Source organism: Bifidobacterium tibiigranuli (assembly GCF_009371885.1).
GTDB lineage: Bacteria > Actinomycetota > Actinomycetes > Actinomycetales > Bifidobacteriaceae > Bifidobacterium > Bifidobacterium tibiigranuli.
In genome coordinates this window covers 22,267-43,649 of the sequence record NZ_QLZA01000012.1, presented here as the reverse complement: position 1 = coordinate 43,649, position 21,383 = coordinate 22,267, and the positions used below count along the sequence as shown (strand labels likewise).

23 protein-coding genes are annotated in these 21,383 nt (G+C 60.4%); 14 read left to right on the top strand and 9 right to left on the bottom strand.

Features of this window, described 5'->3' with window-relative positions; translation table 11 throughout:
- Nucleotide 1 precedes the first annotated feature (1 nt).
- From trpA to DDF78_RS10385, 12 genes are all read left to right on the top strand, one after another.
- Nucleotides 2-931, top strand: a complete 930-nt coding sequence (trpA, locus tag DDF78_RS10440; protein ID WP_152581676.1) for a tryptophan synthase subunit alpha — start codon at nt 2-4, stop codon at nt 929-931.
- A gap of 1 nt (nt 932) precedes the next feature.
- Nucleotides 933-1,874, top strand: coding sequence for a prolipoprotein diacylglyceryl transferase (gene lgt / locus DDF78_RS10435; RefSeq protein WP_152581677.1), 942 nt, complete (start codon nt 933-935; stop codon nt 1,872-1,874).
- Between the two features lie 106 nt (nt 1,875-1,980).
- Nucleotides 1,981-2,646 (top strand): ribulose-phosphate 3-epimerase, encoded by a 666-nt coding sequence (gene rpe, locus DDF78_RS10430; RefSeq protein ID WP_152581678.1) that lies wholly within the window; start codon nt 1,981-1,983, stop codon nt 2,644-2,646.
- A 91-nt stretch (nt 2,647-2,737) separates the two neighbouring features.
- On the top strand, nt 2,738-3,001 hold the full coding sequence (locus DDF78_RS10425; RefSeq protein ID WP_152581679.1) for a phosphoribosyl-ATP diphosphatase: 264 nt from the start codon (nt 2,738-2,740) through the stop codon (nt 2,999-3,001).
- An 89-nt stretch (nt 3,002-3,090) separates the two neighbouring features.
- On the top strand, nt 3,091-3,942 hold the full coding sequence (gene hisG / locus DDF78_RS10420) for an ATP phosphoribosyltransferase (protein ID WP_152581680.1): 852 nt from the start codon (nt 3,091-3,093) through the stop codon (nt 3,940-3,942).
- A gap of 11 nt (nt 3,943-3,953) precedes the next feature.
- Nucleotides 3,954-4,553: a CDP-alcohol phosphatidyltransferase family protein gene (locus DDF78_RS10415; protein WP_152581681.1), complete on the top strand. Its 600-nt coding sequence runs from the start codon at nt 3,954-3,956 to the stop codon at nt 4,551-4,553.
- 10 nt (nt 4,554-4,563) lie between these two features.
- Entirely contained in the window at nt 4,564-5,559 is a 996-nt protein-coding gene (locus tag DDF78_RS10410) for a DUF881 domain-containing protein (protein ID WP_438502742.1), read from the top strand.
- Nucleotides 5,560-5,892, top strand: coding sequence for a small basic family protein (locus DDF78_RS10405; RefSeq protein ID WP_152581683.1), 333 nt, complete (start codon nt 5,560-5,562; stop codon nt 5,890-5,892).
- A gap of 5 nt (nt 5,893-5,897) precedes the next feature.
- Nucleotides 5,898-6,788 carry a DUF881 domain-containing protein gene (locus DDF78_RS10400; RefSeq protein ID WP_152581684.1) on the top strand — a complete coding sequence of 297 codons (891 nt, stop codon included), beginning with the start codon at nt 5,898-5,900 and terminating at the stop codon, nt 6,786-6,788.
- A gap of 5 nt (nt 6,789-6,793) precedes the next feature.
- A complete protein-coding gene (locus DDF78_RS10395; RefSeq protein ID WP_152581685.1) occupies nt 6,794-7,231 on the top strand; it encodes an FHA domain-containing protein in 438 nt (145 codons plus the stop codon).
- 105 nt (nt 7,232-7,336) lie between these two features.
- Nucleotides 7,337-7,972, top strand: a complete 636-nt coding sequence (locus tag DDF78_RS10390; RefSeq protein ID WP_415482463.1) for a MerR family transcriptional regulator — start codon at nt 7,337-7,339, stop codon at nt 7,970-7,972.
- Between the two features lie 23 nt (nt 7,973-7,995).
- A complete protein-coding gene (locus DDF78_RS10385) occupies nt 7,996-8,367 on the top strand; it encodes a hypothetical protein (protein ID WP_152581687.1) in 372 nt (123 codons plus the stop codon).
- 379 nt (nt 8,368-8,746) lie between these two features.
- On the opposite strand, the gene DDF78_RS10380 is transcribed toward DDF78_RS10385, so the two are convergent.
- From DDF78_RS10380 to DDF78_RS10355, 6 genes are all read right to left on the bottom strand, one after another.
- Nucleotides 8,747-9,463 carry an HAD hydrolase-like protein gene (locus tag DDF78_RS10380; RefSeq protein WP_152581688.1) on the bottom strand — a complete coding sequence of 239 codons (717 nt, stop codon included), beginning with the start codon at nt 9,461-9,463 and terminating at the stop codon, nt 8,747-8,749.
- A 102-nt stretch (nt 9,464-9,565) separates the two neighbouring features.
- Complete coding sequence (locus DDF78_RS10375) at nt 9,566-9,913, bottom strand: RNA polymerase-binding protein RbpA (RefSeq protein ID WP_152581689.1); 348 nt, start codon at nt 9,911-9,913, stop codon at nt 9,566-9,568.
- A 157-nt stretch (nt 9,914-10,070) separates the two neighbouring features.
- Complete coding sequence (locus tag DDF78_RS10370) at nt 10,071-12,629, bottom strand: DEAD/DEAH box helicase (protein WP_152581721.1); 2,559 nt, start codon at nt 12,627-12,629, stop codon at nt 10,071-10,073.
- A gap of 317 nt (nt 12,630-12,946) precedes the next feature.
- Entirely contained in the window at nt 12,947-13,261 is a 315-nt protein-coding gene (locus DDF78_RS10365; protein WP_152581690.1) for a hypothetical protein, read from the bottom strand.
- A gap of 24 nt (nt 13,262-13,285) precedes the next feature.
- Nucleotides 13,286-15,259, bottom strand: a complete 1,974-nt coding sequence (locus DDF78_RS10360; protein ID WP_152581691.1) for a helix-turn-helix transcriptional regulator — start codon at nt 15,257-15,259, stop codon at nt 13,286-13,288.
- A gap of 105 nt (nt 15,260-15,364) precedes the next feature.
- Nucleotides 15,365-16,825: a UTP--glucose-1-phosphate uridylyltransferase gene (locus tag DDF78_RS10355; RefSeq protein WP_152581692.1), complete on the bottom strand. Its 1,461-nt coding sequence runs from the start codon at nt 16,823-16,825 to the stop codon at nt 15,365-15,367.
- Between the two features lie 194 nt (nt 16,826-17,019).
- On the opposite strand from DDF78_RS10355, the gene DDF78_RS10350 reads away from it, so the two are divergent.
- Nucleotides 17,020-17,349 carry a PadR family transcriptional regulator gene (locus DDF78_RS10350; protein WP_152581693.1) on the top strand — a complete coding sequence of 110 codons (330 nt, stop codon included), beginning with the start codon at nt 17,020-17,022 and terminating at the stop codon, nt 17,347-17,349.
- Complete coding sequence (locus DDF78_RS10345; protein ID WP_152581694.1) at nt 17,349-18,542, top strand: permease prefix domain 1-containing protein; 1,194 nt, start codon at nt 17,349-17,351, stop codon at nt 18,540-18,542. The genes DDF78_RS10350 and DDF78_RS10345 overlap by 1 nt, the downstream gene beginning before the upstream one ends.
- 12 nt (nt 18,543-18,554) lie before the next feature.
- Here DDF78_RS10345 and DDF78_RS10340 read toward each other — a convergent pair whose 3' ends face one another.
- From DDF78_RS10340 to DDF78_RS10330, 3 genes are all read right to left on the bottom strand, one after another.
- A complete protein-coding gene (locus tag DDF78_RS10340) occupies nt 18,555-19,487 on the bottom strand; it encodes an NAD-dependent epimerase/dehydratase family protein (protein ID WP_152581695.1) in 933 nt (310 codons plus the stop codon).
- A 79-nt stretch (nt 19,488-19,566) separates the two neighbouring features.
- Nucleotides 19,567-20,265 carry a type 1 glutamine amidotransferase domain-containing protein gene (locus tag DDF78_RS10335; RefSeq protein WP_152581696.1) on the bottom strand — a complete coding sequence of 233 codons (699 nt, stop codon included), beginning with the start codon at nt 20,263-20,265 and terminating at the stop codon, nt 19,567-19,569.
- Nucleotides 20,262-20,861 carry a TetR/AcrR family transcriptional regulator gene (locus DDF78_RS10330; protein ID WP_237564649.1) on the bottom strand — a complete coding sequence of 200 codons (600 nt, stop codon included), beginning with the start codon at nt 20,859-20,861 and terminating at the stop codon, nt 20,262-20,264. The genes DDF78_RS10335 and DDF78_RS10330 overlap by 4 nt, the downstream gene beginning before the upstream one ends.
- Nucleotides 20,862-21,383 lie beyond the last annotated feature (522 nt).

Here is a 21,383-nt window from a genome sequence, read left to right as displayed (position 1 = left end):
TATGACCGCAATACGCACAGACAACGTCCAGTCCAACGCCTTGACAGGCAGTCAAGTAGGCTCCCAGGCCGATTTCCAAGCTGATTTCCAACCATTGGGCATCAGCCACCGGCCAAGTCCGACCGAAACGCTGCTGGCGAATCTCAAGGCCAAGGACACGCCGGCCTTCATCGGCTACCTGCCATACGGCTTCCCCGACGCTCAGGGCTCGCTGGACGCCTTGCGCTGCATCGTCGAGAACGGCGTCGACATCGTCGAAATCGGCCTGCCGTACTCTGACCCCGTCATGGACGGTCTGGTGATTCAGGCCGCTTCGCAGATTGCCATCGGCCAAGGCGAACGCCTCGAAGGCGTGTTCGAGGCAGTTCGCACGGTAGCTCAGGCTGGTGCCATTCCACTCATCATGAGCTACTGGAACCTGATCTTCCATTACGGCGTCGAACGCTTCGCCACCGAGTTCGAAGCGGCAGGCGGCGCAGGACTTATCACGCCGGATCTGATTCCCGATGAGGCAGGGGAGTGGATCGAGGCCTCGCAGCGCCACGGCCTGGATCGCATCTTCCTCGTTTCGCCCGATTCCAGCGACGAACGTCTCGCCGCGGTTGCCAGGCATGCGCGCGGCTTCGTCTACGCCGCCTCGCGCATGGGCGTCACCGGCGAACGGGCGACGCTCAGCGCTTCGCCGCAGGAGCTTGTGCGCCGCACCCGGCAGGCGGGCGCCAGCAACGTCTGCGTCGGCATCGGCGTGTCCACGCCCGAACAGGGCGCGCAGGTCGGCTCCTATGCCGACGGCGTCATCGTCGGCTCGGCGCTCGTGCATACCCTGCTTGACGATACGGGCACCAAGGTGCGCGATCTGCATGAGGGCTTGGATGCTTTGGCGGCCACGACTGCGGCACTGTCCAAGGGCATCCACGAGGCCCGGCGCTGATATGACGCTGAGCTACATCCCTTCGCCTACAGTCTCCGAGTTCATCATCGGCTCGTGGCCGATTCACTTCTACGCGCTGTGCATCCTCGTCGGCGTTGTGCTGGCCGTATGGATCACCACCGTGCGCTGGAAGAAGCTGGGCGGCAACTTCGATCAGATTCTCGACATCACGCTGTGCAGCGTGCCCGCCGGCATCATCGGCGCAAGGGTCTACCACATCATCACCACGCCGGAGCGCTTCTTCGGTCCCACCGGCAATTGGGTCGACATGTTCCGCATCTGGAACGGCGGCCTGGGCATCTGGGGCGGCGTCGCCCTCGGCGGGCTAGCCGCATGGGCCTGGTGCCGGCACAAGCACTACCCGATGGCATTGCTGGGCGACAGCATCGCGCCGGCACTGCTTGTGGCGCAGGCGGTCGGGCGCTTGGGCAACTGGTTCAACCAGGAGCTCTACGGCGCACCGACGACACTGCCTTGGGGCCTGAAGCTCAACAATGTCGGCACCGCCATCGGGCAGAGCGAACGCTGCTATGACGGCGCGTCCTGCCCAGTCGGAACCCTGTTCCATCCGACCTTCCTGTACGAGATGATCTGGAATCTCATCGGCGCGGCGCTCATCATCTGGCTCGGTCGCAAGACGGCGCATGCGCTTAAGGCCGGCTCGCAGTTCACCATGTACGTGATGTGGTACACCGCAGGCCGCACTTGGATAGAGGCCCTGCGCATCGACTTCGCGCATGAGTTCCTCGGTGTGCGCATCAACGTGTGGGTCTCCATCGCTGTTTTCGTCGCCGGAGCTGTCGCCTTCATTCTCGGCCAGCGCTACGGTAGCGAGACCGCGCCGCTGGCCGAACGTCTGCGCACAGTAAGCGAGGCGGAAGCCGCACAGGACGCACAAGCCGCGCAATCCAGCGACAAGGAAACGCGGTCCGCGAAGCGCTGATGTGCCTCGCGCTCAACCCGGGGTATGATAGGTGCGCGCGCTGAGGCTCTGCAATCATCCTCAGGGAGCATGACCCAAGTCGTTCACCCTTAATAGAATGGAAGCCATGACCATTCAAATCGCCCCCAGCATCCTGTCAGCCGATTTCTGCAATCTCGAGCGTGATCTGGACGCCATATCCAACGCCGATCTGGTTCACGTCGATGTGATGGATCACCATTTCGTACCTAATCTGACGCTCGGCGAGCCCATTGTGAAGCGTATCTGCGAAGTCACCAAGCTGCCGGTGGACGTGCATCTCATGATCGAGGACCCGGACCGCTGGGCCCCGGAGTACGCCAAGCTCGGTGCAGCCTCGGTCAGTTTCCATATGGGCGCCACCCACGCCCCGGTGCGGCTGGCCCGACAGTTGCGCGAGATGGGTTGCAAGGCCTGCTATGCCGTGCGTCCGGCCGAACCGGTCGAGCCGATCTTCGACATCCTCGACGAGTTCGACATGGTGCTGATCATGACGGTCGAGCCGGGCTTCGGCGGGCAGAAGTTCCTCGCCAACCAGATGAGCAAGGTGCGCCGCCTGCGCGACGAGATCACACGACGCGGCCTGTCCACGCATATTCAGGTCGATGGCGGCGTCAGCCCCTCGACCGCGCCGACCGTCGCCGAAGCCGGGGCCGATGTGATGGTGGCCGGCTCCGCCGTCTACGGTGCGCAGGATCCGGCCGCAGCGATCAACGACATCCGCGACCGCGCCCAGGCGGCGTATCGGGACTGACCCCGTCTCGCCGCAAGACATTACAACTGAAGACAATAACACCAATGTGCGCAGCCGCGATTCGCGCTGCCGCATGCCATGGAGCATTACTATGAAGACATTCGAATCCCTGTTTGCAGAACTCAGCGAAAAGGCGGCCAGCCGGCCTGAAGGCTCGCTCACCGTCGGAGAGCTGGACAAGGGCACGCATTTCATCGGCAAGAAGATCATCGAAGAGGCGGGGGAGGTCTGGATCGCCGCCGAATACGAAGGTGCCGACCGCACGGCCGAGGAAATGAGCCAGCTGCTCTACCATCTGCAGACCATGATGATCGATCGCGGCATCACGCTGGAAGACGTCTACCGCTATCTGTGAGCGTTATTTATAGGCGCTACTGAGCGCTATGGGCAAAGGCGTTGGCTATGGGAAGAATAGCGCCTTGCCGTTGTATTCGAGGAGGAAATATGTTGCGAATCGCTGTGCCGAACAAGGGCATGCTTTCGGAGCCGGCGTGGAATATGCTTGCCGAGGCGGGATATCGCCTGCGTAGCAACCCACGTCAGCTCGTCGTGGAGGATCAGGACAACGAGGTTGAGCTCTTCTACCTGCGTCCTATCGATATCGCGGTATACGTCGGCCATGGCACGATTGACGTCGGCATCACCGGGCGCGATCTGCTGCTCAATTCCGATACCGAGGCCGAGGAGCATCTTCCCTTGGGGTTCGGCGCTTCGACCTTCCGCTTCGCCGCGCCCGAGGCGTCGCCGATTACGCGCTTGGAAGACATCGACGGCAAGCGCGTCGCCAGCTCATTTGACAAGCTTGTGGCAGACTATCTGGCCGAACACTCCATCCACGCCGATATCATCCATTTGGACGGGGCTGTGGAGTCCTCGGTCCAGCTTGGCGTGGCCGATCTGATCGCTGATGTCGTTTCGACCGGCACCACGCTGCGTAACGCCGGACTGCGCGTATTCGGCGACCCGATTCTGCACTCCGAGGCGGTGCTTACCCGCTCGCCCCGCGTGGGCGATGACGATGAGCGGCTTGTCGTCTTCGAGCGTCGCTTGCAGGGCGTGCTCACGGCGCATCGCTATGCGCTGATGGACTACGATATTCCGGTTTCGAAGGTCGCCGCGGCCATCGCCGTCACCCCGGGCTTTGAAAGCCCCACCATCTCGCCGCTGCACGACAAGCAGTGGTGCGCGGTGCGCGTGATGGTGCCGCGCGACAAAGTGAATCAGCTTATGGATCGCCTCTATGAGGTGGGTGCTAGAGGCATCATCGTCACTGCGCTGCAAGCTTCGAGAATGTAGTGTCGCGCACGATGAATGATCATATCGACACAACGCAATACAGTCCGGATCCCCGGGATGTGTACTTTACGGTGCCGAACTTCATCAGCCTGCTGCGCATCCTCTCTATCCCGATCATCGCCGTGCTGGTGGCGCATCACCGGATGATTCCGGCGCTGGCGGTGCTGGCCTTGTCCGCGCTGTCCGACGGGATGGATGGCCTGATCGCGCGCACCTTCAACCAGGTCAGCAAGATCGGCCAGCTGCTTGACCCGATTGCGGACCGTCTGCTTATCTTGTCCAGCATATTCGCGCTGGGGCTTGCGGGCATCATTCCGATGTGGATGCTTGTCGTTGTGGCGATGCGCGATCTGCTGATGGGCGTTTTGGTCCTGCTGCTCGCACAGCACGACTATGGTCCGCTGCCTGTCAATTTCGTGGGCAAGACCGGCACGGCGCTGCTGATGACCGCATTCGTGACGCTTATCGTGGCCGATGTATGGGACAACCTGTTTGCCCACACGCTCCACTTGATCGCCTTGGCCGTAGGCATCTGGGGCGTCGGCGTATACTGGCTTGCAGGATGCATATACTTCCGCCAAGGATTCTCGCTTATTCACGATGCCGGGTGAGCCTATGACTGTGCCACGTTCCCCTGTCGAACTGCCCGTGCATGTGCAGCCTCGCTCGTATCCTGTTTCTTCACGAGCGGCCGTGCACAAACGTCGTGCGGTCTTCTCGCGGGCTGTGGCAGGTCTTGAGACCATTCCTGCGGCCGCGCAACGTCCGGAATCCGATCGGCGGGCCAGACGGCGCAAGATCGACGATGATTCCCTGCGTCTGATCGACGATCTGACGAACCGTCCGCTCGACCCGATGTTCTCGGATGCACAGCTTGCGCGACGCCCGCAGTCCCGCCTCACGGTCTGGGTCTCCCATGCGATTGTGTTCCTCATCTGCGTGGGGGTGGGCTTCGGCGGGTCGCTGTTCGTGCGCCAGCTGCACACCGACCCGCGCAAGGAGATTCGCGATACGTTGATTGGCCAGCTCAATCAGCTCAATCGGCGTGTCGATACGCTTTCGGCTGACAACAAGACCCTGCGCGTCCAGGTCGACGCCCAATCCAAGAAGCTTGGTTCGGCTAACGACAACCCAACTCAGCGCGAGGATGATCTAGTCAACGGCCTGAGCGCCGTACAGGGGGAGGGCATCACGCTGACGTTGGCCGATCCGATTGCGGCCCAGTCCGATTCGACTTCCGGTGCCGGCCCGCGTGAGGGTCAGATTGGCCGTATTCGCGTGATCACCGACGCCGATCTGCAGCAGTTCGTCTCGCTGCTGTGGAATTCCGGCGCGGAGGCCGTCGCAATCAACGGGCATCGCATTGGCCCGCAGACTTCCATCAGGACGGCGGGCCAGTCGATTCTCATCGGCATCGACCAGATTGCCAGCCCGTACAAGATCGAGGCGATCGGCAACCGTGACGCTTTGGCGTATGCGCTGGGCGCCAAGGCGCAGCCCGCGCTGTATGATTCATTCAAGAAGGCGGGCATATACCCGCAGATCGGCAAATCGGACGCGATTATGGTACAAGCGGCCGATTCCGTTGATTTGACCTATGCAAAGAGGAGCGACTAGATGGCAGCAGTGCTCGGCTTGATTCTCGGTGTCGTCGTGGGCATTTTCGTGCGCCCTGATATTCCCATCGTGCTGCAGCCATATCTGCCGATTATGGTGGTTGCTGCGCTCGATGCCCTGCTGGGGGCGGCGCGCTCGTACTTCGAGCGCAGCTTCTCCGACAGGGTCTTCGTCATATCCTTCGTCTCCAACGTGCTCACCGCCACGCTGCTGGTGCTGCTGGGCAATCAGCTTGGCGTTGGCTCGCAGCTGCAGACCGCCGTCATCGTCGTGCTGGGCATCCGCATCTTCTCGAATGTGTCGGCCATCCGACGCTTCATCTTCCGGAGCTGACCGGCATGGCACATGGCACACACGAGGTTCATGACGAGAGCCATGACGATAGTTCGCGCGATGAACTGTCGCATGGTGACAATCTCAAGGTCGAACCGGATGATCTGCGCATCCAGCTTGCACATGGCAAGCAGACCAGCGACAACGACCAGACGCAGACCGGGTCCTTCCCTGTCGTCAGGCGCAAGCAGAAGAAGCCGCACATCGAAAGCGGCGTGCGTGCCAGACTGGCGACCAGTTTTCTGATTGCGCTCTTGTGCGCGCTGCTCGGCTTCGGCTATGCCATTCAGCTCAACAACCCCGCTTCGTCCTATGAAACGCTGAGCGAGGAGGAACTCACCCGGCTGATCACCGAAACAAGCACGCAGGTGCAGAACCTCGAACAGCGCAAAAGCGATCTGACCAATCAGCTCAATTCGCTCAAGGCCGCCGCGAACAAGCAGCAGGAGGCCGAGCGCATCGCCAAGGAGAACGAGCAGACCAGCGGCATCCTCTCCGGGCGGCTTCCGGCTCAAGGCAAGGGCGTGATCATCTCCATCACGGAGGATCCGAAGAATCGCATCGACGCCTCGACGATGTTCCAGCTGCTTGAGGAGCTGCGCAACGCCGGCGTCGAGGTGATGGCGCTTAACGGCGTGCGTGTCGTGACCTCGACATACATCAGCGACACGAAAGACGGCTTGGAAAGCGACGGGCAGGAATTGCAGGCTCCATACACGCTCAAGGCCATCGGGAACCCGCAGAACCTGCAGAATGCGGTGGATATTGCCGGAGGCGTGGGCTCTCGGCTCAAGGTAAAATTCGGCGCGGCTGTGCGCGTGACACCCTCCGATCAAGTGCGAATCACGGAGATTCACGAGTCTCGCCAGTACAAGTATGCGAAGACGGTAGAATAACGTTTATGACTGATCCGATTCCAAGCGCGGGCGAAACCACCATCATTGGCATGCCCGCCATCAACATACCTATCACCACTACGGGAGACCGCCCTCTTACGCAGGAGGACCTGGAAACGATAACCCGGCTCTCTCCTGGCACGGCGCTGCTCATCTCGACGCGCGGCGCCGTCTCCGGCTCCCGATACCTGCTTGACGAAGACGAGGTCAGTGTCGGCAGAGACCCGAAGACCGACATCCTGCTTGACGATTCGACCGTATCGCGCGCGCACGCGGTGTTCCGTCGTTCGGGGGATACCTACGCCGTGATCGATTCGGGAAGCTTGAACGGCACCTACGTCAACCGCAGGCGCGTCGAGCGGCAGGAGCTCAAAAACGGCGACGAGATCATGATTGGCAAGTTCCGGCTCGTGTTCTTCACAAAATCCGTCGTTCTTTCGTAAGTTTGGCTCGGCGCGGCGCGATACACTGGGAAATAGAAATTGCAGGTGTGTGATTACACCGATGTGAATGCCGACGTGAACCAGGGGAGTGCTATGGCTGAACAGATGGACGCGAATGCGTTGAAACTGCATGTCAGGTTGGAGAATCGCATGGATCTTTCAGCGCAGGACGCTGTGCAGGGCGAGCTGTTCTCCCTTGGCGACAGCGAAGAGGTCAGCCGCGGGTACCGTGGCACCGTGGCGTCAAAGGTTGCGGGCATCACGTACCGCCAGCTCGATTACTGGGCACGCAAGCAGATTGTGGAGCCATCGATCACGCCATCGCACGGCTCCGGCTCGCGTCGGCTGTACTCTTTCAAGGACGTGGTCATTCTCGCGGTTTCCAAGCGCCTGCTTGACGCCGGCGTGAACCTGCAGAACGTGACGGCGGCCATCGGCTTCCTGTCCGGTCTGCACACCGAGGAACTGGCCCGCGTCACGATTATGTGCGACGGCGAGCAGGTCTATCAGTGCACCAGCGCCGATCAGATCATCGACTTGGTACGCAGCGGCAAGGCCCTGTTCAGCGTGTCGGTCGATTCGCTGTGGCGCCAGACCGAAACCGCGCTTGACGACGAGGACTATGTCGATTTGACTGCCGCACCGACGACGAGGACCGCAGGCCGTCCGATTGACGAGCTCACGGCAATGCGCATGCGCAAGAAGCTTGAGGAACGCAAGGCGGCTCGCCAGGCGGCCTGAGCGAAGGCAGGGGAGTGTCGGCAATGTGGTTTGAAGCGATACCGGCGGCGCTTTGGGTGCTTTCCGCATCGATTTGCATCAGCATCGGTGCGCTCAGCATTGCACGGAGTCACTATGGCCGCTCAGCCAAGCCGGTTCGTCCGGTAGGCTGGAACGTGACCAAGTGCCATATTCTTTCACTGATCACAGGATTGCTGGCATACCTCGTATATTTGGTGATCGGTGCAGGCTATGCCGAGCACGTGCAGAAACTGTACACCCAAATCGGCTTTATCTCCGCAGTTGTGCTCGCCGCTTTGATTATTGCCGACGTGCTGCTGCTGATCTTCCAGTCCCGTCGCGCCGAACGCAGCCACATCGACGAAGTGCTCTCAGGCGCGGTTCACACTTTTTGAGAGACAGCAAAAAAGTGTGAGCCAAACGAACATGGCGTATGGTAGCTTTGAATCTCATAAAGTATGGAATTGCAACGATTCATACTTGAAAAAGCTAATACCGAATGTTCGTTTGGTTCACACTTTTTCTGTGCGGCCCAAAAAGTGTGAACCCACCGGCGGAGCAAAGCGACCGCCGTCAGAAACTAATCGGCCTTGCCAACGATAATGTCACGTATGGCTGTTCTTGCTATATAACGAACCGACGTTATGTCAGCCTTAACAGAGGAACGGGGCGTATGGTTATGTCAGCAAGGGGCAGTTCCTTGCGATATAACCATACGACGTTATGTCAGATTAAAAATCTGACATAACGTACATTATCGGATGTATATAGTAGTTATATCCTAAAGTATTCGCCCACGGCGTCGTGCAACTGATCGACGTGGTCGATGACGCGGTAGGCACCGTGCTCTTCGAGCTCATTCGGCTCGGCGTAGCCCCAGCGGCAGCCGAGGCAGTCAAGACCACAGGCGATGGCGCCGTCCACATCGGTCCAGCGGTCGCCGACCATAAGCGCCCTGTCGCCGTTGGCAGGGTCGAAGCCGATATTGTCGAAGGCGTAGCGGATTACCTGGTCCTTCTTCAAGCGCGAGAAATCACGGCTGGCGCCGTAGATTTCATCGATCATGCGGTCGATATGGAAATGCGTGCACACTGGCCTTGCCTGGTACTCGGGCTTCGCCGTGGCAAGCGCCAACATGAAGCCGTCGCCGCGCAGCGACGCCAATTGCTCGGGTATACCGTCGAATACGGTGCAGCACAGGTGTCCGGGGACTTTGTGACCTGGGTCGTTCGGGTCGTCGAAGGCCGGTATCTCGGAGTAATAGCTGCGGTATGCGTTGACGCCCTGCTGCAGCATATCGTCAGGCACATGGTTGCGTTGCAAGGATTCGATGATCGCCGGGCCGATGAAGCGCTGCAGCTCGGCGTCGTCGGGCACCGGCAAGTCCATGTCGGCATAGGCTTTTCTCACGCTGGCGATGATGCCGGGCGCTGAGGCGGTCAGCGTGCCGTCAAGATCGAGCAGAACAATATTCCTCGGCGCTGCAGTCATGCGCTACTCCCCTGTCTATATCCTTATCGTTGCATAGTCGTTTTATAGCATAATGCCCGGCCGGCCATAGGACCGCAACCGGGCATCAGACCACGCACAACTTTACTCGTAGTCGGGAATCCATCCTTCGTGGTGCATCTTGAGCCGCTTGGTGAGCAGCTCTTTGAGTTCGGTTTCGCTGCGTCGTTCGCACAGCATGTCCCAATGCGTACGGGTCGGCTTCGTGATCTCATTGGCTTCGGCATCGTCGTCGCCTTCGCGACGCGCCGTGGCCCCGCAGCGGCACTCCCATTCGTTCGGTGCCTCTGCGCCCTGCGCGAACGGCAGAATCGTGCGGTGCCCGTTCGGGCAGATGTACGCGACATCGCTGCGTTCGGCGAAATCCACGTTATCGTCGGATTCCAGTGATTTCGCGCCGATGCTCATGCCGCGCAGACTACGTTCAGCCATTCCTTGACTCCTCCACATTCAGTACAATCATCCAAGCTACAGAACAGTTCGGACGAGTGTTTTATTCCATATCATATTCATGGCGTATTCCGCATCACCGTGCTGTGCGATTGCCGCAAAGCACAGCGAACTGATTCCAATGCCGGGCTCAATCAGATCAGCCGACGCCAGAATACGCTACGACGCCGCGGTTGATGCTGTGATTCGCTTTCGTCGCGATGCGGGCGACCTGCTCGCCACTGTCGCCGAGGTATGGCGCGGCGATGGCGACTTGCTGCAGCATATCGGCCAGGCGCTTCGCGGTTCGCACGAAGTCTCCGCCGGTCAGCTCGTTGTCGTGCAGGACCTCAACGAGATCTGCGCCCGAAGACCAGGCATCCATGATATCCACAACGCCGAAATCGGGCTGCTGCATCGGCTCAAGCCCATAATCACGGCACAGTGCATCGATATGGCTGCTCTGCTTGCGCAAGGCATCGCAGGTCTGCGCCACAGCGCCATGCGCGCCGCCGGGGTAGTGGTGCGGCTCCCCCATGCCGCCTCGTCGCGATTCATACACCAGCGAGGAGAGCGCGGCGGCCATTCCCTGCGGCGTCAATGCGTCGAAGGCTCCATCGACGATGGTCTGCGCCAGCACGAGATCCTGCTCGCCGTACAGATGCCGCAGCAGCTGGCCTCGATCGGTGAGCAGCAAGTCGTTGTCCGATCCACTGCGACGTTCCAGATAGCCCAATGCCAGCAGGATGTCGCAGATACGGTCGAACTGGCGTGCCACGGACCCGGTTCTGGCATCGTAGCGCTCCGTGACCCGGCGCAGCTCGCGCTCCTCGCGCATCCAGCGGTGGCCCCAGGTCATATGCTGTGCCAAGTCCGGGCAGCTGCGGCAGGGATGCTCCCTATCGAGCCGCCGCAGCTCGGCGATCTGCGCGTCAAGTTTGTGGAAGGCCTGCCTGCGTTCCGCATCATCGGTGAACTCGCGGTGCTTGAGCTCGCGCCGACCTTCCTTTTCGAGGTCGGCGAGACGCATGCGAATATCCATAAGCTCACGGAAATCGCCGTGCCCGCAAGCGAAGGCCTGCTCGTATCCGGCTATCGCCTGCTGCAGTGTCGTCATGCGCGATTCAAGCTTCCACGCCGATTCGTTCGCCTCCCACTGCGCGAAGGAATGGTCGAGTGTGCCGCGCGTGGTGTCGTAGTCGCTGGTATTGAGCAGGTTGACCGCCATATTGAACGTCGCCTTGAAGCTCGAATGCAGCGGGTAGACGCGCTTGCTCGACAGTGATGCCGCAGTGGCCGGCACGAAGCCGCGATGATCGACCACGATGGCGTGCCCGAGGGTATCGATGCCCCGCCTGCCGGCCCTGCCGGTCAGCTGGGTGAACTCCCCCGGTGTCAGGCTCACATGCTCCACGCCGTTGAACTTCTCGAGCTTCTCGACGACCACGCTGCGCGCCGGCATGTTGATGCCCAGCGCCAGGGTCTCGGTGGCGAAGACCATCTTGACCAGTCCCATTTCGAACAGGGTCTCCACGATCTGCCGGAACAGCGCGATCATGCCGGCATGATGCGGCGCGAATCCTTGTTCGAGTGCGAAGCGGAAACGCGGGAAGGACAGCGCCTTGAGATCGTCATATGACATCTCCCCCTCGGCCATCTCATCAACGATCTGCCGGATGTGCCGCGCCTCATCATCGTCGGTCAGCTGCAGCCCGGCTTCAAGGCACTGCTGCACGGCCTGATCGCAGCCGTTGCGCGAGAATATGAAATATATGCCAGGCAGCAGGCCCATATAGTGCAGCTCGTCGACGACCGCCCAACGGCGCGGCGTATGACGCTGCGGCTTGTCGTCAGCTCCACGGGTATGGTGACGCGAGGCGTGCTTGAAGTCCTCGTGCTTGCCGCCGCGATGCTGTGCGGCGTGATCGGGGCCGGAATGCCGCGCGGCGCGTCGGTCAAGCTGATCGAGCCGGTCGATGAGCCCTGCATTGATCTTGATGGTCTGCTCCCCTGCGGCATCGCGCCGATACAGATCAATCACTTCCGGCTCCGTCTTCGGGTCGGCTTGAATCATGACGTGCTGCTCCAAGGGCACCGGACGTCGCTCAGATACGATCAGCTGAGTGTCGCCGCGCACCGAGGCGATCCACGAGGAGAAGTCTTCGACGTTGGACACCGTGGCGCTCAGCGCGACGATGCGCACCGCCTCGGGAAGATGAATGATGACTTCCTCCCAGACCGGCCCGCGCAGCCGGTCGGCGAGATAGTGCACCTCGTCCAGGACGACATAGCGTAGTGCGTCAAGCGTCGTGGAATGCTCGTAGAGCATATTGCGCAGCACTTCGGTGGTCATCACCACGATGTCGGCCTGCGCGTTGATCGACGTGTCGCCGGTGAGCAGACCGACCTTCTCAGAGCCATACACTGCCACCAGATCATGGTACTTCTGGTTGCTCAGCGCCTTGATGGGCGTCGTATAGAAGGCTTTGACGTTGCGCTCCTGGGCCAGGAACATCGCGAAATCGGCCGCCACCGTCTTGCCTGCGCCGGTGGGCGCGGCGACCAGCACGTTGCGGCCGTCCTCAAGGGCCTGATTCGCCTCGATCTGGAAGTCATCGAGCTCGAAGGGCACGGTGTGCGCGAATCGGGCAACGGCCGAGGCCTCCTGGACTTGGCGGCGACGGAATTTGGCGTAGCGTTGCGCAGGCGAGTCCTGCATGCCTGTGCTGCCCTGCGAGTGCCCTGTGCCCGCGCCCGTACGTCGTATCGATGCCGACGATGTCACGGATGTTGTGGATATCGCGGACGCCACAGACGCTTCGCTCGGCGCACGCCGTTTATGATGACGATGATGTGTCATAATCCTCGAAAGTACTGGTGTTGCAAACGTTTGCCGTCGTTGCGCTCGGCTGCGCAGCCGAGCGCAACGACGCATTAGCGGGAAAGCGGTTAAGCCGTATGACAATCAGCCGGGCCGAAACGACGCACTGCATCGCAGCCGATGGGATTGCCAGAGTTGTCATAATTCAATGGGCCTTACTCGTTGAATTGCCGCCACTGCGCCCACTGATCGGCGTGGCGGTCATGCGCACGCATACGGCGTCTGACGACATCCGCATGCGCCTCGGCGTAGCGCTCCTGCGCATGGCGCAAGGGCTGCGTGAACAGCGGCGGCTCATCCGGTTCGGGGCCATCCCCCTCCCCTGCTGCTGAAAGCTTGTCCGAAACCGTCGACCCCATATCGGCAACGACATGAAATGCCCTCAGACCGTGCACGATCACGTAGGCTGCACCGATAAGCAGCATGGCCAGCATGAACAGCGCCAGCAGCAACCAGATCCACCATGGCATGAGCGCCCCCTTTGTCTTGAATGTTTACTTGGTGGATGTCTGAGCATCCGCCAGCATCGTGTCAGACGCCTGCGCATCTTCGGATTCGTCATCGCCATGTGCGACGGCAAGCTCCCGCTCGGCGCGCGCGATGATCATCGAACGCAGCGTCTCGGGCGCGACTGCCGTGATATGCCGGGCATGGGCGATGCAGAAGGCTACGAACCAGGAATCGGAGGATACGGTCAGGTGCACCTTCTCGCCTTTGCCGCACGGCTCCACCGTGGCGTCGGACAGCGTCGTGATGAATGGCAGCTGCTGCTGATCGGTGATGAACACCGCCGCAGTGCCGTTGTCGAAGCTCCACTTGCGCAGCTCGCTGATGGGCACATCGGGCACATCCACAGGCGCGGTCGGCGTGACGATCTCCGCGTGGTCGATGCGCGAAAGCCTGAGCACCTGCCAGATGCGCGGCTCGCCGGTCACCTTGTTGATCGTCGTGTCCTTGGCGACCAGACGCAGCTTGTCCTGCGGGGTCGCTGCCTCGACGTCGGTCCAGACGGCCACGTAGTACACGCCCTCGTCCACGTATATCTTCGCCGGGGCGACCAGCTTGCGGCGTGTGCGGCCGGCTCCGTCCGTATATTCCATATCCAGCAGGGAATCGGTGGAAATCGCACGATTGACGACGGTGAAGCTGCGCGGCTCCATTTCGTAGCCGGTCAGGCTCAGCCACGGGGTCTGACCCGGTTCGACATGCTGGCGAAGACGCAGATACAGGGACTGGGCCTGATCATGCTGCGCATCGGGCAGCAGCGGCGAATGCGCGAGATAGCTCACGGACGCCGTCAGCATGCTCAGATACTGCTGCGAGATGCCCGCCAAGCGTTCCAGCCCTAGCGAATTCGTCGCCGAAACGATGCCTTCGGAGTCCAGCAGCGACCAGTCGATGTCGAAGAACTGGCTGCCGGCCATCTCGCCATCGTCGGAAACCGTCGTCAAGGTGTTGATGTCCTTGCGGATGACCGCGATGAACTTCTTGAGCTCTTCGGGAGATTTGGGGGTGCCGATGAAGCGCTCGGCGAGTTCGGCGAGCGAGAACTCCTCGCCCAGATGGGCCGAGAGGAACAGCATCAGCCGCAGCCGTCGATCGACCTCGCTGCCGGTCTGGAAGGAGGAAGGGCTCTTCTTCTGCGCGTCTTTGCGGGTCTCGGGGTCCTCGGCCTCATCATCCCTGCGGCTGATCGTGCCGGGAACGACCGTCGCGCTTGCGCCGTTCTTCGTTTCGTCGGCGAGCTGGAATTGGGTTGCGGCGTGCAGACGCCGGTTCAGCGCCTCCACCGCCTCTTTGGGGCTGACGACATAGGCACCCGGATGCTCGAGCACGAAGGTCGCCAGATCGTCGGAATCCGCATAGGCGACGTTAAGGTGTTCGCCGTCGACATCGACCGTGGCGGCGAAGCGGCGCGAATCAATCACCTTGACCAGATTGTCGGGTATCGTCTGCGTGCCGAGCCCAGGGGCTATCGAATCAAGTCCGAGCCCGGGTATCGGGGTCTGCGGCACGCGCGGCGCGGTGCGCGAGGCATGCTGCTCCTCCTGATGCGAGGCGGACGAGGAGATCGACATCGAACGGGCCAGATAGTTCGCCGCGGCCAGCACCGGCAGATCCTCCTGCTCGAAGCGCAAACGCGCGCGCGGTTCGTCGCCAAGCTGCAGCCGGTACGAGGCGAAGTCCTGCCCCTCGGATTTCGAGGAGTATTCGGGCTGGCGCGATTCGATGGCGATGCCCATGGCGGCCAGCTTGGCGCGGTCGCGCTGGAATTGCTTCGCGAACGCCGCCTTGGCGGCCTGATCGGCCAGCTCGCCGTATGAATCGGCATAGGCTTTGACGCGCTGCGCAATCTGGCGCGAAGTGAGCCATTGCGGGAACGCGGATGACAACACGGCTAACACATCCAATTCGTGCTTGCCCCATTTGTCGGAAAAACGTCGCCTTCCGTTGCTGCCCTCTGCCATTGGTCCTCGCGTATCGTTATCGTTGTCGTAATCGTGCGCGAATATATGCGCACTTACCTCTATACTAGATGCTTTTGCGCGGGTTACTGCACCAATTTGGCAAAATCATTCGATTTCCTTGGTAGGCTGAATCGATTCCCGCATCCAGTCGTCAGGCTCAATGCCCTGCGGCCCAACGTATTCGCCGTTCGGCACGTAGCTGGGCCGGTCGTTATCCGCAAGCGTCGCGTCCGAATACATGACCACGTTTTGGCCGAAGGTCCAGTCGCCTGCGATCGTCACCGAGTTCGCAGCGGCCAGCGAAGGCACGGAATACGGGAAGCGCTCGTTGAAATCGTTGATGTTCTTGTAGTACCGATCATCGAGATCGACGTTGGGGAAGATATAGTTGCCGTCTTCCATCTCATAGGAGTCGGTCAGGTGGAAGCGGTCGGAGCGCATAATGAACAAGTCATTGGTCGTTTTGACCGGCAGGAATCGCATGCGGTCGACCTGCACGCAGATGGCCCCATCGAACAGGCCGATGGCCGCACCCATAGCGGTTTCCAGCTGCATGACCTTGGTGGAGTCTGGATCGGTGGGATCCACGTTCTTCTCGTTGCGGATCACCGGCAGGGGCAGCACGCCGTTATATTCGGCCAGCTTCTCCCTGAGCGCGTCGACGCGCACCCAGATGCTGTTCGTATTGAAATACGGATGCTTGGCGATATCCTGCGCATCCGCCTTGTCGCCAGGGTGCACTTGGCTCATCTCGCGCAGCATGAGCTGCCCGGTTTTCCTGTCGCGCACGATATGGCCGCCCTTGCGATCCGCAAACGTGCGGGTTGCGACTTCGACCATGAACGGCGCGCCGGTGTTCTCGAAATGCTGCGCCAGCGTGCGGGACGGGCGCGCACCGAGATTGTCCGAATTGGAGATAAACAGGTATTCGAAGCCGTGTTCCTGCAGTGTGTCGAGCAGTCCGGATTCCCAGATCGTCGAGAACAGGTCGCCATGCCCGGGCGGGCACCATTCCAGCGCGGGGTTCGCTGGGAAGCTTGCGGGCTCGCCAGTCGCGAGATCGATTTTCGGCTCCTGATGCTGGACAATCTCCATCGGAATATCGTCCTGGACGAATTTGGGATTGCGTTCCAGAACCTTCATCGTGTCGGCCGAAGTGCGGAAGGAGTTCATGAAGGTCAGCGGCAGCGGCACATTCAGGCGCGTGCGCGCAGTGAGCACCTGCCCGATGATGATGTCGATGAAGCGCATCTGCCGTGCCTTGTGGCGGCGCACCGGCAGCAGCGATTTGGCGCTGTCCAGTCCCATCGAGGTCCCCAGCCCGCCATTGAGCTTGAGGAACGCTGTCTTCTCGAAGGCTCCGACCGCCTTGTCGTGGTCGATCGTCTCGTAGACGTCGTGGAAGCTGGGCACATTGTCAAGCGGCTCGACGTCGGACTCGCGAATCCAGCTGCTCCCCTCTTCGCCGCGCCACACGTCGTACAGCCTTTTGAACTGGGCGATAGCGGTTTCGCTCATGCCTTGGCTGCGCATCTTTGCGGCCGATTCGTCGAAGACATCCGTCATGGTTGTCGCCTTTCCATCCGTGGTTCATCTGTGGTTGCACGAATCAATCCAACCTAGTGTAGCGGTTTTGCGCGGTAGATGCATATTTTACGACATGCTTTGTTGTACATACTACGATGCACATAGTATAATGGACGTACTATGTGAATGGGCGCTATTTCCATTCTTCGTACTTCGGCGAGAAAGGATACGGCATGATAAACGCAGATGCTCTTCGCGGCTACGTCGATGTCATGATTCTGTCGATACTGCGTCGTGAGCCCTCATACGCCTATGACATGGCGAAGGAGATCTCGCGCGAGGCCGAGGGAAGCTACTCGATCAAGCAGACCACGCTGTACTCGGCGCTCAAACGACTCGAAGGCACGGGACATGTCGAATCATTCCCCGGGCAATCGCAATCCGGAAAGCCCAGAACCTACTACCGCCTCACCGATGCCGGCCGCGAGCTGCTGACCGCCAAGTGCGAGGAATGGGAACAAACGAAAAACCTCGTCGACCGCTTCGTGAAAGGAATTGTCTGATGAACATCCTCGACAACTATTTGGACACCATGTTCTCGCGTTATCCACTGACGCCCGAAACCCAGGAGGCGAAGCGCGAGCTACGCGCCATGATGGAAGACTCCTACAACGGAGCGATTGCCGCCGGGCGCTCGCAGAACGAGGCCATAGGGCAGGCCATCGCCGAATTCGGCAATATCGAGGAGGTCGCGCCTACGCTGGGGCTGGCGAAGACCGAGCCTGTGTTTGGAGGATCTACGTTTGGTGCATCTGCATTTGGTGGGCCTGCGCCTGCAGAGCATGCAATTCCACAGTCCCGTGGCGTGAACGGCGGCGAAGGTGCGAATGCGGGTACGGGGCGCTCGGAGACGGGCGCTACGACTGCTGCTACGTCGGGAGGTGTTCCCGCTTTTTCGCAGCCCATGCCGGAGAAACGAGCCTTCACCATGGCGCAGGCGCAGAACTATATGGATACGATGAGGCAGACCCGCTGGCTGCTGGGCATTGGCGTGGCGCTGATTGTATTCGCCGCAGCGCCGTTTGTGGGGCTGGCAGTCGCCTATGGCAGCGTAGGGGGCATGCGTGAAAACTTCAGCCTGCTACTCGGCTTCGCGCTGCTGCTCCCGCTTGTCGGCGTGGGCGTCGGTCTGCTTGTCTATCGCAACCAGCGCCTCTCCCCCTTCAGACGCATCACCTCGGGCATGGACCGCTGCACGCCTGAAATCGAAGCCTATGCGAACGCCGCACAGCAGCAGGAGTCGTCGAAGCGGACTATCGCCTTGGTCATAGCGGTGATTCTGTGGATTCTCTCCGCGCTGCCGATTCTGAGCGCTGGAATCTTCACGCAGGACTGGCCGCAAGATCAGGCCGATCCGCTGCTTGGCCTGGGAACCGCCGCTACGCTGGTTCTGGTCAGTCTTGGTTTGCTAATCTTTTTGCCAGCCAACTGGGTGAACTTCGCGCAGACCCATCTCGTGCAGACTTCACCTGATGCGATCGCCATGAATGACTCCGAGCAGGATGCAACGCGCTACCCGGTATGGGTGAGAGCGATCTTCTCCGGGTTCTGGCTAGTCATCACTGCCGTCTATCTGGTGTGGAGCTTCATCACTGGCAATTGGGGCATCACCTGGATCGTCTGGCCGATTGCAGCGATTGCGTTTTCCGCGTTCGCTGCAATCGTAGGCACTATCTATCCCTCGCACCGGCCTTAGGTACAAATCTGTCTACTGCTCTGTCTTGTGACTCAGCAGCTGCGTGATGCCCTCGCGGTAGGTGGTGATGGGGAAATCCGGGAACCGGGTCTGGAACTTGGAGGAGTCGAAGATGTTGTCCTGCCGGTAGCGCGGCAGCAGCTCTTCGATCTCCTTGACCGTCGGATTCATCCGTCCGCCGATGCCGAACGCCCACCTCGGCACAGTCGTGTAGCCGATGCTGCGGCCGGTGACTTCCGAAGCTATCTCGATCATCTGCCGATAATTCAGCCGCGCGTGGTCGACCGGCAAGTGCCAGGTCTGCCCATAGGCGTCGGGCGTGTTGCCGATAAGCGCCATCGCATGGCTGGCATCAGGCGTCCAGACCAGCGTTCGCTTGGCGTGGGCGCTGATTGGCACGAAGGGGCGCTTATGCTGCGCGATGCGATTGAGTACCATAGAATTCGTTACGCTCTGGGTCTTGCCTGGGCCATAGAACTCCGGGGCGCGACAGATCACGGCGTCGATTCGGTCTGCGTTCATCTCATCGAGCAGCATTGTCGCAAGCTGCGCTCGCACGCTCGCTTTGCGTCCGACCGGCTCGAAACGCATGTCTTCGGTTTGGATTTCTGCAGTGCGCGGATACATGTAGGTGTTGTCGAAGAAGACGAGCTTGGTGCCATGCTTTTCGCAGGCCGCGATTGCGTTCGCCATCATGGTCGGGAACTTCTCTTCCCACATGGCCGAATTTGCAGGCAAGCCGACCGTGAGATACGCGATCTCGCTGCCTTCTACCGCTTTATCAGTGACCTCGGCGTCCATGAGGTCGGCGGATACGAGTTGATCGGTGTCGTGTATTTTGTGCGGGTGCCGGCTAGCCAAGCGGATGTCGTGCGTGTAATTGCGGTAGAGCTCGCGGGTGAGCTCGTCGGCGATCTGGCCGCCTGCGCCGAGAATAGTTTGCATGGTGTGTGTCCTTTTGTGTGTTTTGGTTGGGTTGTGTATTGATTGAAGATAAGCGGTTGAAGGTGCGTGCAGGGCTGACTCAGCCCAGTAGCTCGGCAACCTTGCTTGCGGTCTCCTTGGCTGAACCGGGGTTCTGACCGGTGACGAGCCTGCCATCGACGACAGCGTTGGAGACGAACGGCAGTAGCGCCTTCGAGTAGTGCGCACCGAGCTGCTTCATGCGCCCCTCGACGTTATAGGGCACGAGCTTGTCCACGCGAGCGAGGATTTCCTCGCGCCATGAGAACCCGGTGATATTGCGGCCTGCGACAAGATAGCTGCCGTCGGTGAGCTTCGTTTCCAGCAAGCCGCAGTAGCCGTGGCAGACTGCGGAGACGACTCCCCCGTTCTCGTAGATATCGCGAGTAATGTGCTGCAAGCCCTCGCTGCCGGGGAAATCGAACATCACCGCATGCCCGCCAGTGAAGAAGATCGCGTCGTAGTCGGCCGCATTGATGTCGTCCGGGCTGGCCGTGTGCTCCAACAGCGTCATTCTCTTGGGGTCGTCGTGCCATGCTTTCGCGGATTTGTCGTAATTGGGGAACTTCAACGAACGTGGCTCCAATGGCGACTCGCCGCCAGCCGGGCTCACGATGGTCTGTTCGTAGCCGTGCTTCTCGAAAATGTCATAGGCGTGAACGAGTTCAGACAGCCACAGCCCGGTCGGGTGCGAGGGATCGATGTCATAGTGGCTGACGTTGGTGACGACGAGTAGCACTTTCTTGGCATTCTTGCTCATTGGATGCTCGATTCTGTGTGGTTGGATTTGTCGTGGTTAGATTTATCGTTGGATTCAATGCAATTGGTTGGCGGGAAAACCGCGGCAAACGCTGAGCGCACTCGCCTGTCGATATCCTCAGGGTCGGTGTTCGGCAGCTTGCCATCAAGATGGAGGAAGGCGAGTCCATGCGCGAGTGACCACCCCGCCGTGGCGAGGGCATCGGGTTCGGATTGCGGGAAAATCCGCGCCATCACTTCCCTGAGATAGTCGCGCAGCGCAGCGGCCGCGCGCACTCGCTCGTCATTCTGATCGTCGCATGGCTGCCCGAACATCAAGTGGAACAGCGCCGGACGTCGCATCGCAAACCGCACATAGCGCACTGCGACTTCGCCTATGTCTTCTGCTGTGGCCGGTGGCTCGCGATCGGCGGTCAGCTCGCGCATGAGTTCCTGCAATCCGTGGACAGCCAACGCCGATTCAAGCTCCTCGCGGTCGGCGAAATGCCGATACGGCGCAGCGGTCGATACCCCAGCATCTCGTGCCAGTGCCCGCAACGAAAACGGCTCACCGCTTTCAAGCATCTGCAACGCCGAGCGGATCAGCGTCTCGCGCAAATCGCTGTGCTGCCTAGTCGTCGATGTATCCGTAGCGCATCTCCTCTGTGTTGTAAGCAATGCCGTATTGTTGGCAGTACACGTTGTTAGCACTGCTAACTATGTAAGCACTGCTAACAATAACACACGAAACGTCGGCATCAACCCAGATTTTCAGCTCGCAGCGAGAGCACGGGTGGCGAAAGCTGCCTTTCATCAACAGCAGGCACGGGAACACGGGCCAGCCGCAAAGTGAATCTCACCCTGCCTGGGTGGATGATAAATCAGCTGGACGATGAGGCTGGTAATCTTGCAACGAGTCGCAATGCGCTGGTCCACGTATGGCTGGCAGAGCGCATCAAAGACGAGGGCAAAGACCGCAAGCTCGTGCACTAAGCGGCGTGACCGAAGTGGTTCACGGCGCGATACTCGCAACTGATGGGAGGATACTGCCCACTAATCGCAACGGCGGGCTCCCTACAGCATTGAAAGGATAGGTTATGGATAGGTTGCAAGGCGTTGCTCCGGAGTTGTATCTGGAGA

Bases quoted from the DNA above. Each gene is read 5' to 3' on its own strand.
- trpA (WP_152581676.1), top strand. From the start codon at position 2: ATGACCGCAATACGCACAGACAACGTCCAGTCCAACGCCTTGACAGGC.
- lgt (WP_152581677.1), top strand. From the start codon at position 933: ATGACGCTGAGCTACATCCCTTCGCCTACAGTCTCCGAGTTCATCATC.
- rpe (WP_152581678.1), top strand. From the start codon at position 1,981: ATGACCATTCAAATCGCCCCCAGCATCCTGTCAGCCGATTTCTGCAAT.
- DDF78_RS10425 (WP_152581679.1), top strand. From the start codon at position 2,738: ATGAAGACATTCGAATCCCTGTTTGCAGAACTCAGCGAAAAGGCGGCC.
- hisG (WP_152581680.1), top strand. From the start codon at position 3,091: ATGTTGCGAATCGCTGTGCCGAACAAGGGCATGCTTTCGGAGCCGGCG.
- DDF78_RS10415 (WP_152581681.1), top strand. From the start codon at position 3,954: ATGAATGATCATATCGACACAACGCAATACAGTCCGGATCCCCGGGAT.
- DDF78_RS10405 (WP_152581683.1), top strand. From the start codon at position 5,560: ATGGCAGCAGTGCTCGGCTTGATTCTCGGTGTCGTCGTGGGCATTTTC.
- DDF78_RS10400 (WP_152581684.1), top strand. From the start codon at position 5,898: ATGGCACATGGCACACACGAGGTTCATGACGAGAGCCATGACGATAGT.
- DDF78_RS10395 (WP_152581685.1), top strand. From the start codon at position 6,794: ATGACTGATCCGATTCCAAGCGCGGGCGAAACCACCATCATTGGCATG.
- DDF78_RS10390 (WP_415482463.1), top strand. From the start codon at position 7,337: ATGGACGCGAATGCGTTGAAACTGCATGTCAGGTTGGAGAATCGCATG.
- DDF78_RS10385 (WP_152581687.1), top strand. From the start codon at position 7,996: ATGTGGTTTGAAGCGATACCGGCGGCGCTTTGGGTGCTTTCCGCATCG.
- DDF78_RS10380 (WP_152581688.1), bottom strand. From the start codon at position 9,463: ATGACTGCAGCGCCGAGGAATATTGTTCTGCTCGATCTTGACGGCACG.
- DDF78_RS10375 (WP_152581689.1), bottom strand. From the start codon at position 9,913: ATGGCTGAACGTAGTCTGCGCGGCATGAGCATCGGCGCGAAATCACTG.
- DDF78_RS10370 (WP_152581721.1), bottom strand. From the start codon at position 12,629: ATGCAGGACTCGCCTGCGCAACGCTACGCCAAATTCCGTCGCCGCCAA.
- DDF78_RS10365 (WP_152581690.1), bottom strand. From the start codon at position 13,261: ATGCCATGGTGGATCTGGTTGCTGCTGGCGCTGTTCATGCTGGCCATG.
- DDF78_RS10360 (WP_152581691.1), bottom strand. From the start codon at position 15,259: ATGGCAGAGGGCAGCAACGGAAGGCGACGTTTTTCCGACAAATGGGGC.
- DDF78_RS10355 (WP_152581692.1), bottom strand. From the start codon at position 16,825: ATGACGGATGTCTTCGACGAATCGGCCGCAAAGATGCGCAGCCAAGGC.
- DDF78_RS10350 (WP_152581693.1), top strand. From the start codon at position 17,020: ATGATAAACGCAGATGCTCTTCGCGGCTACGTCGATGTCATGATTCTG.
- DDF78_RS10345 (WP_152581694.1), top strand. From the start codon at position 17,349: ATGAACATCCTCGACAACTATTTGGACACCATGTTCTCGCGTTATCCA.
- DDF78_RS10340 (WP_152581695.1), bottom strand. From the start codon at position 19,487: ATGCAAACTATTCTCGGCGCAGGCGGCCAGATCGCCGACGAGCTCACC.
- DDF78_RS10335 (WP_152581696.1), bottom strand. From the start codon at position 20,265: ATGAGCAAGAATGCCAAGAAAGTGCTACTCGTCGTCACCAACGTCAGC.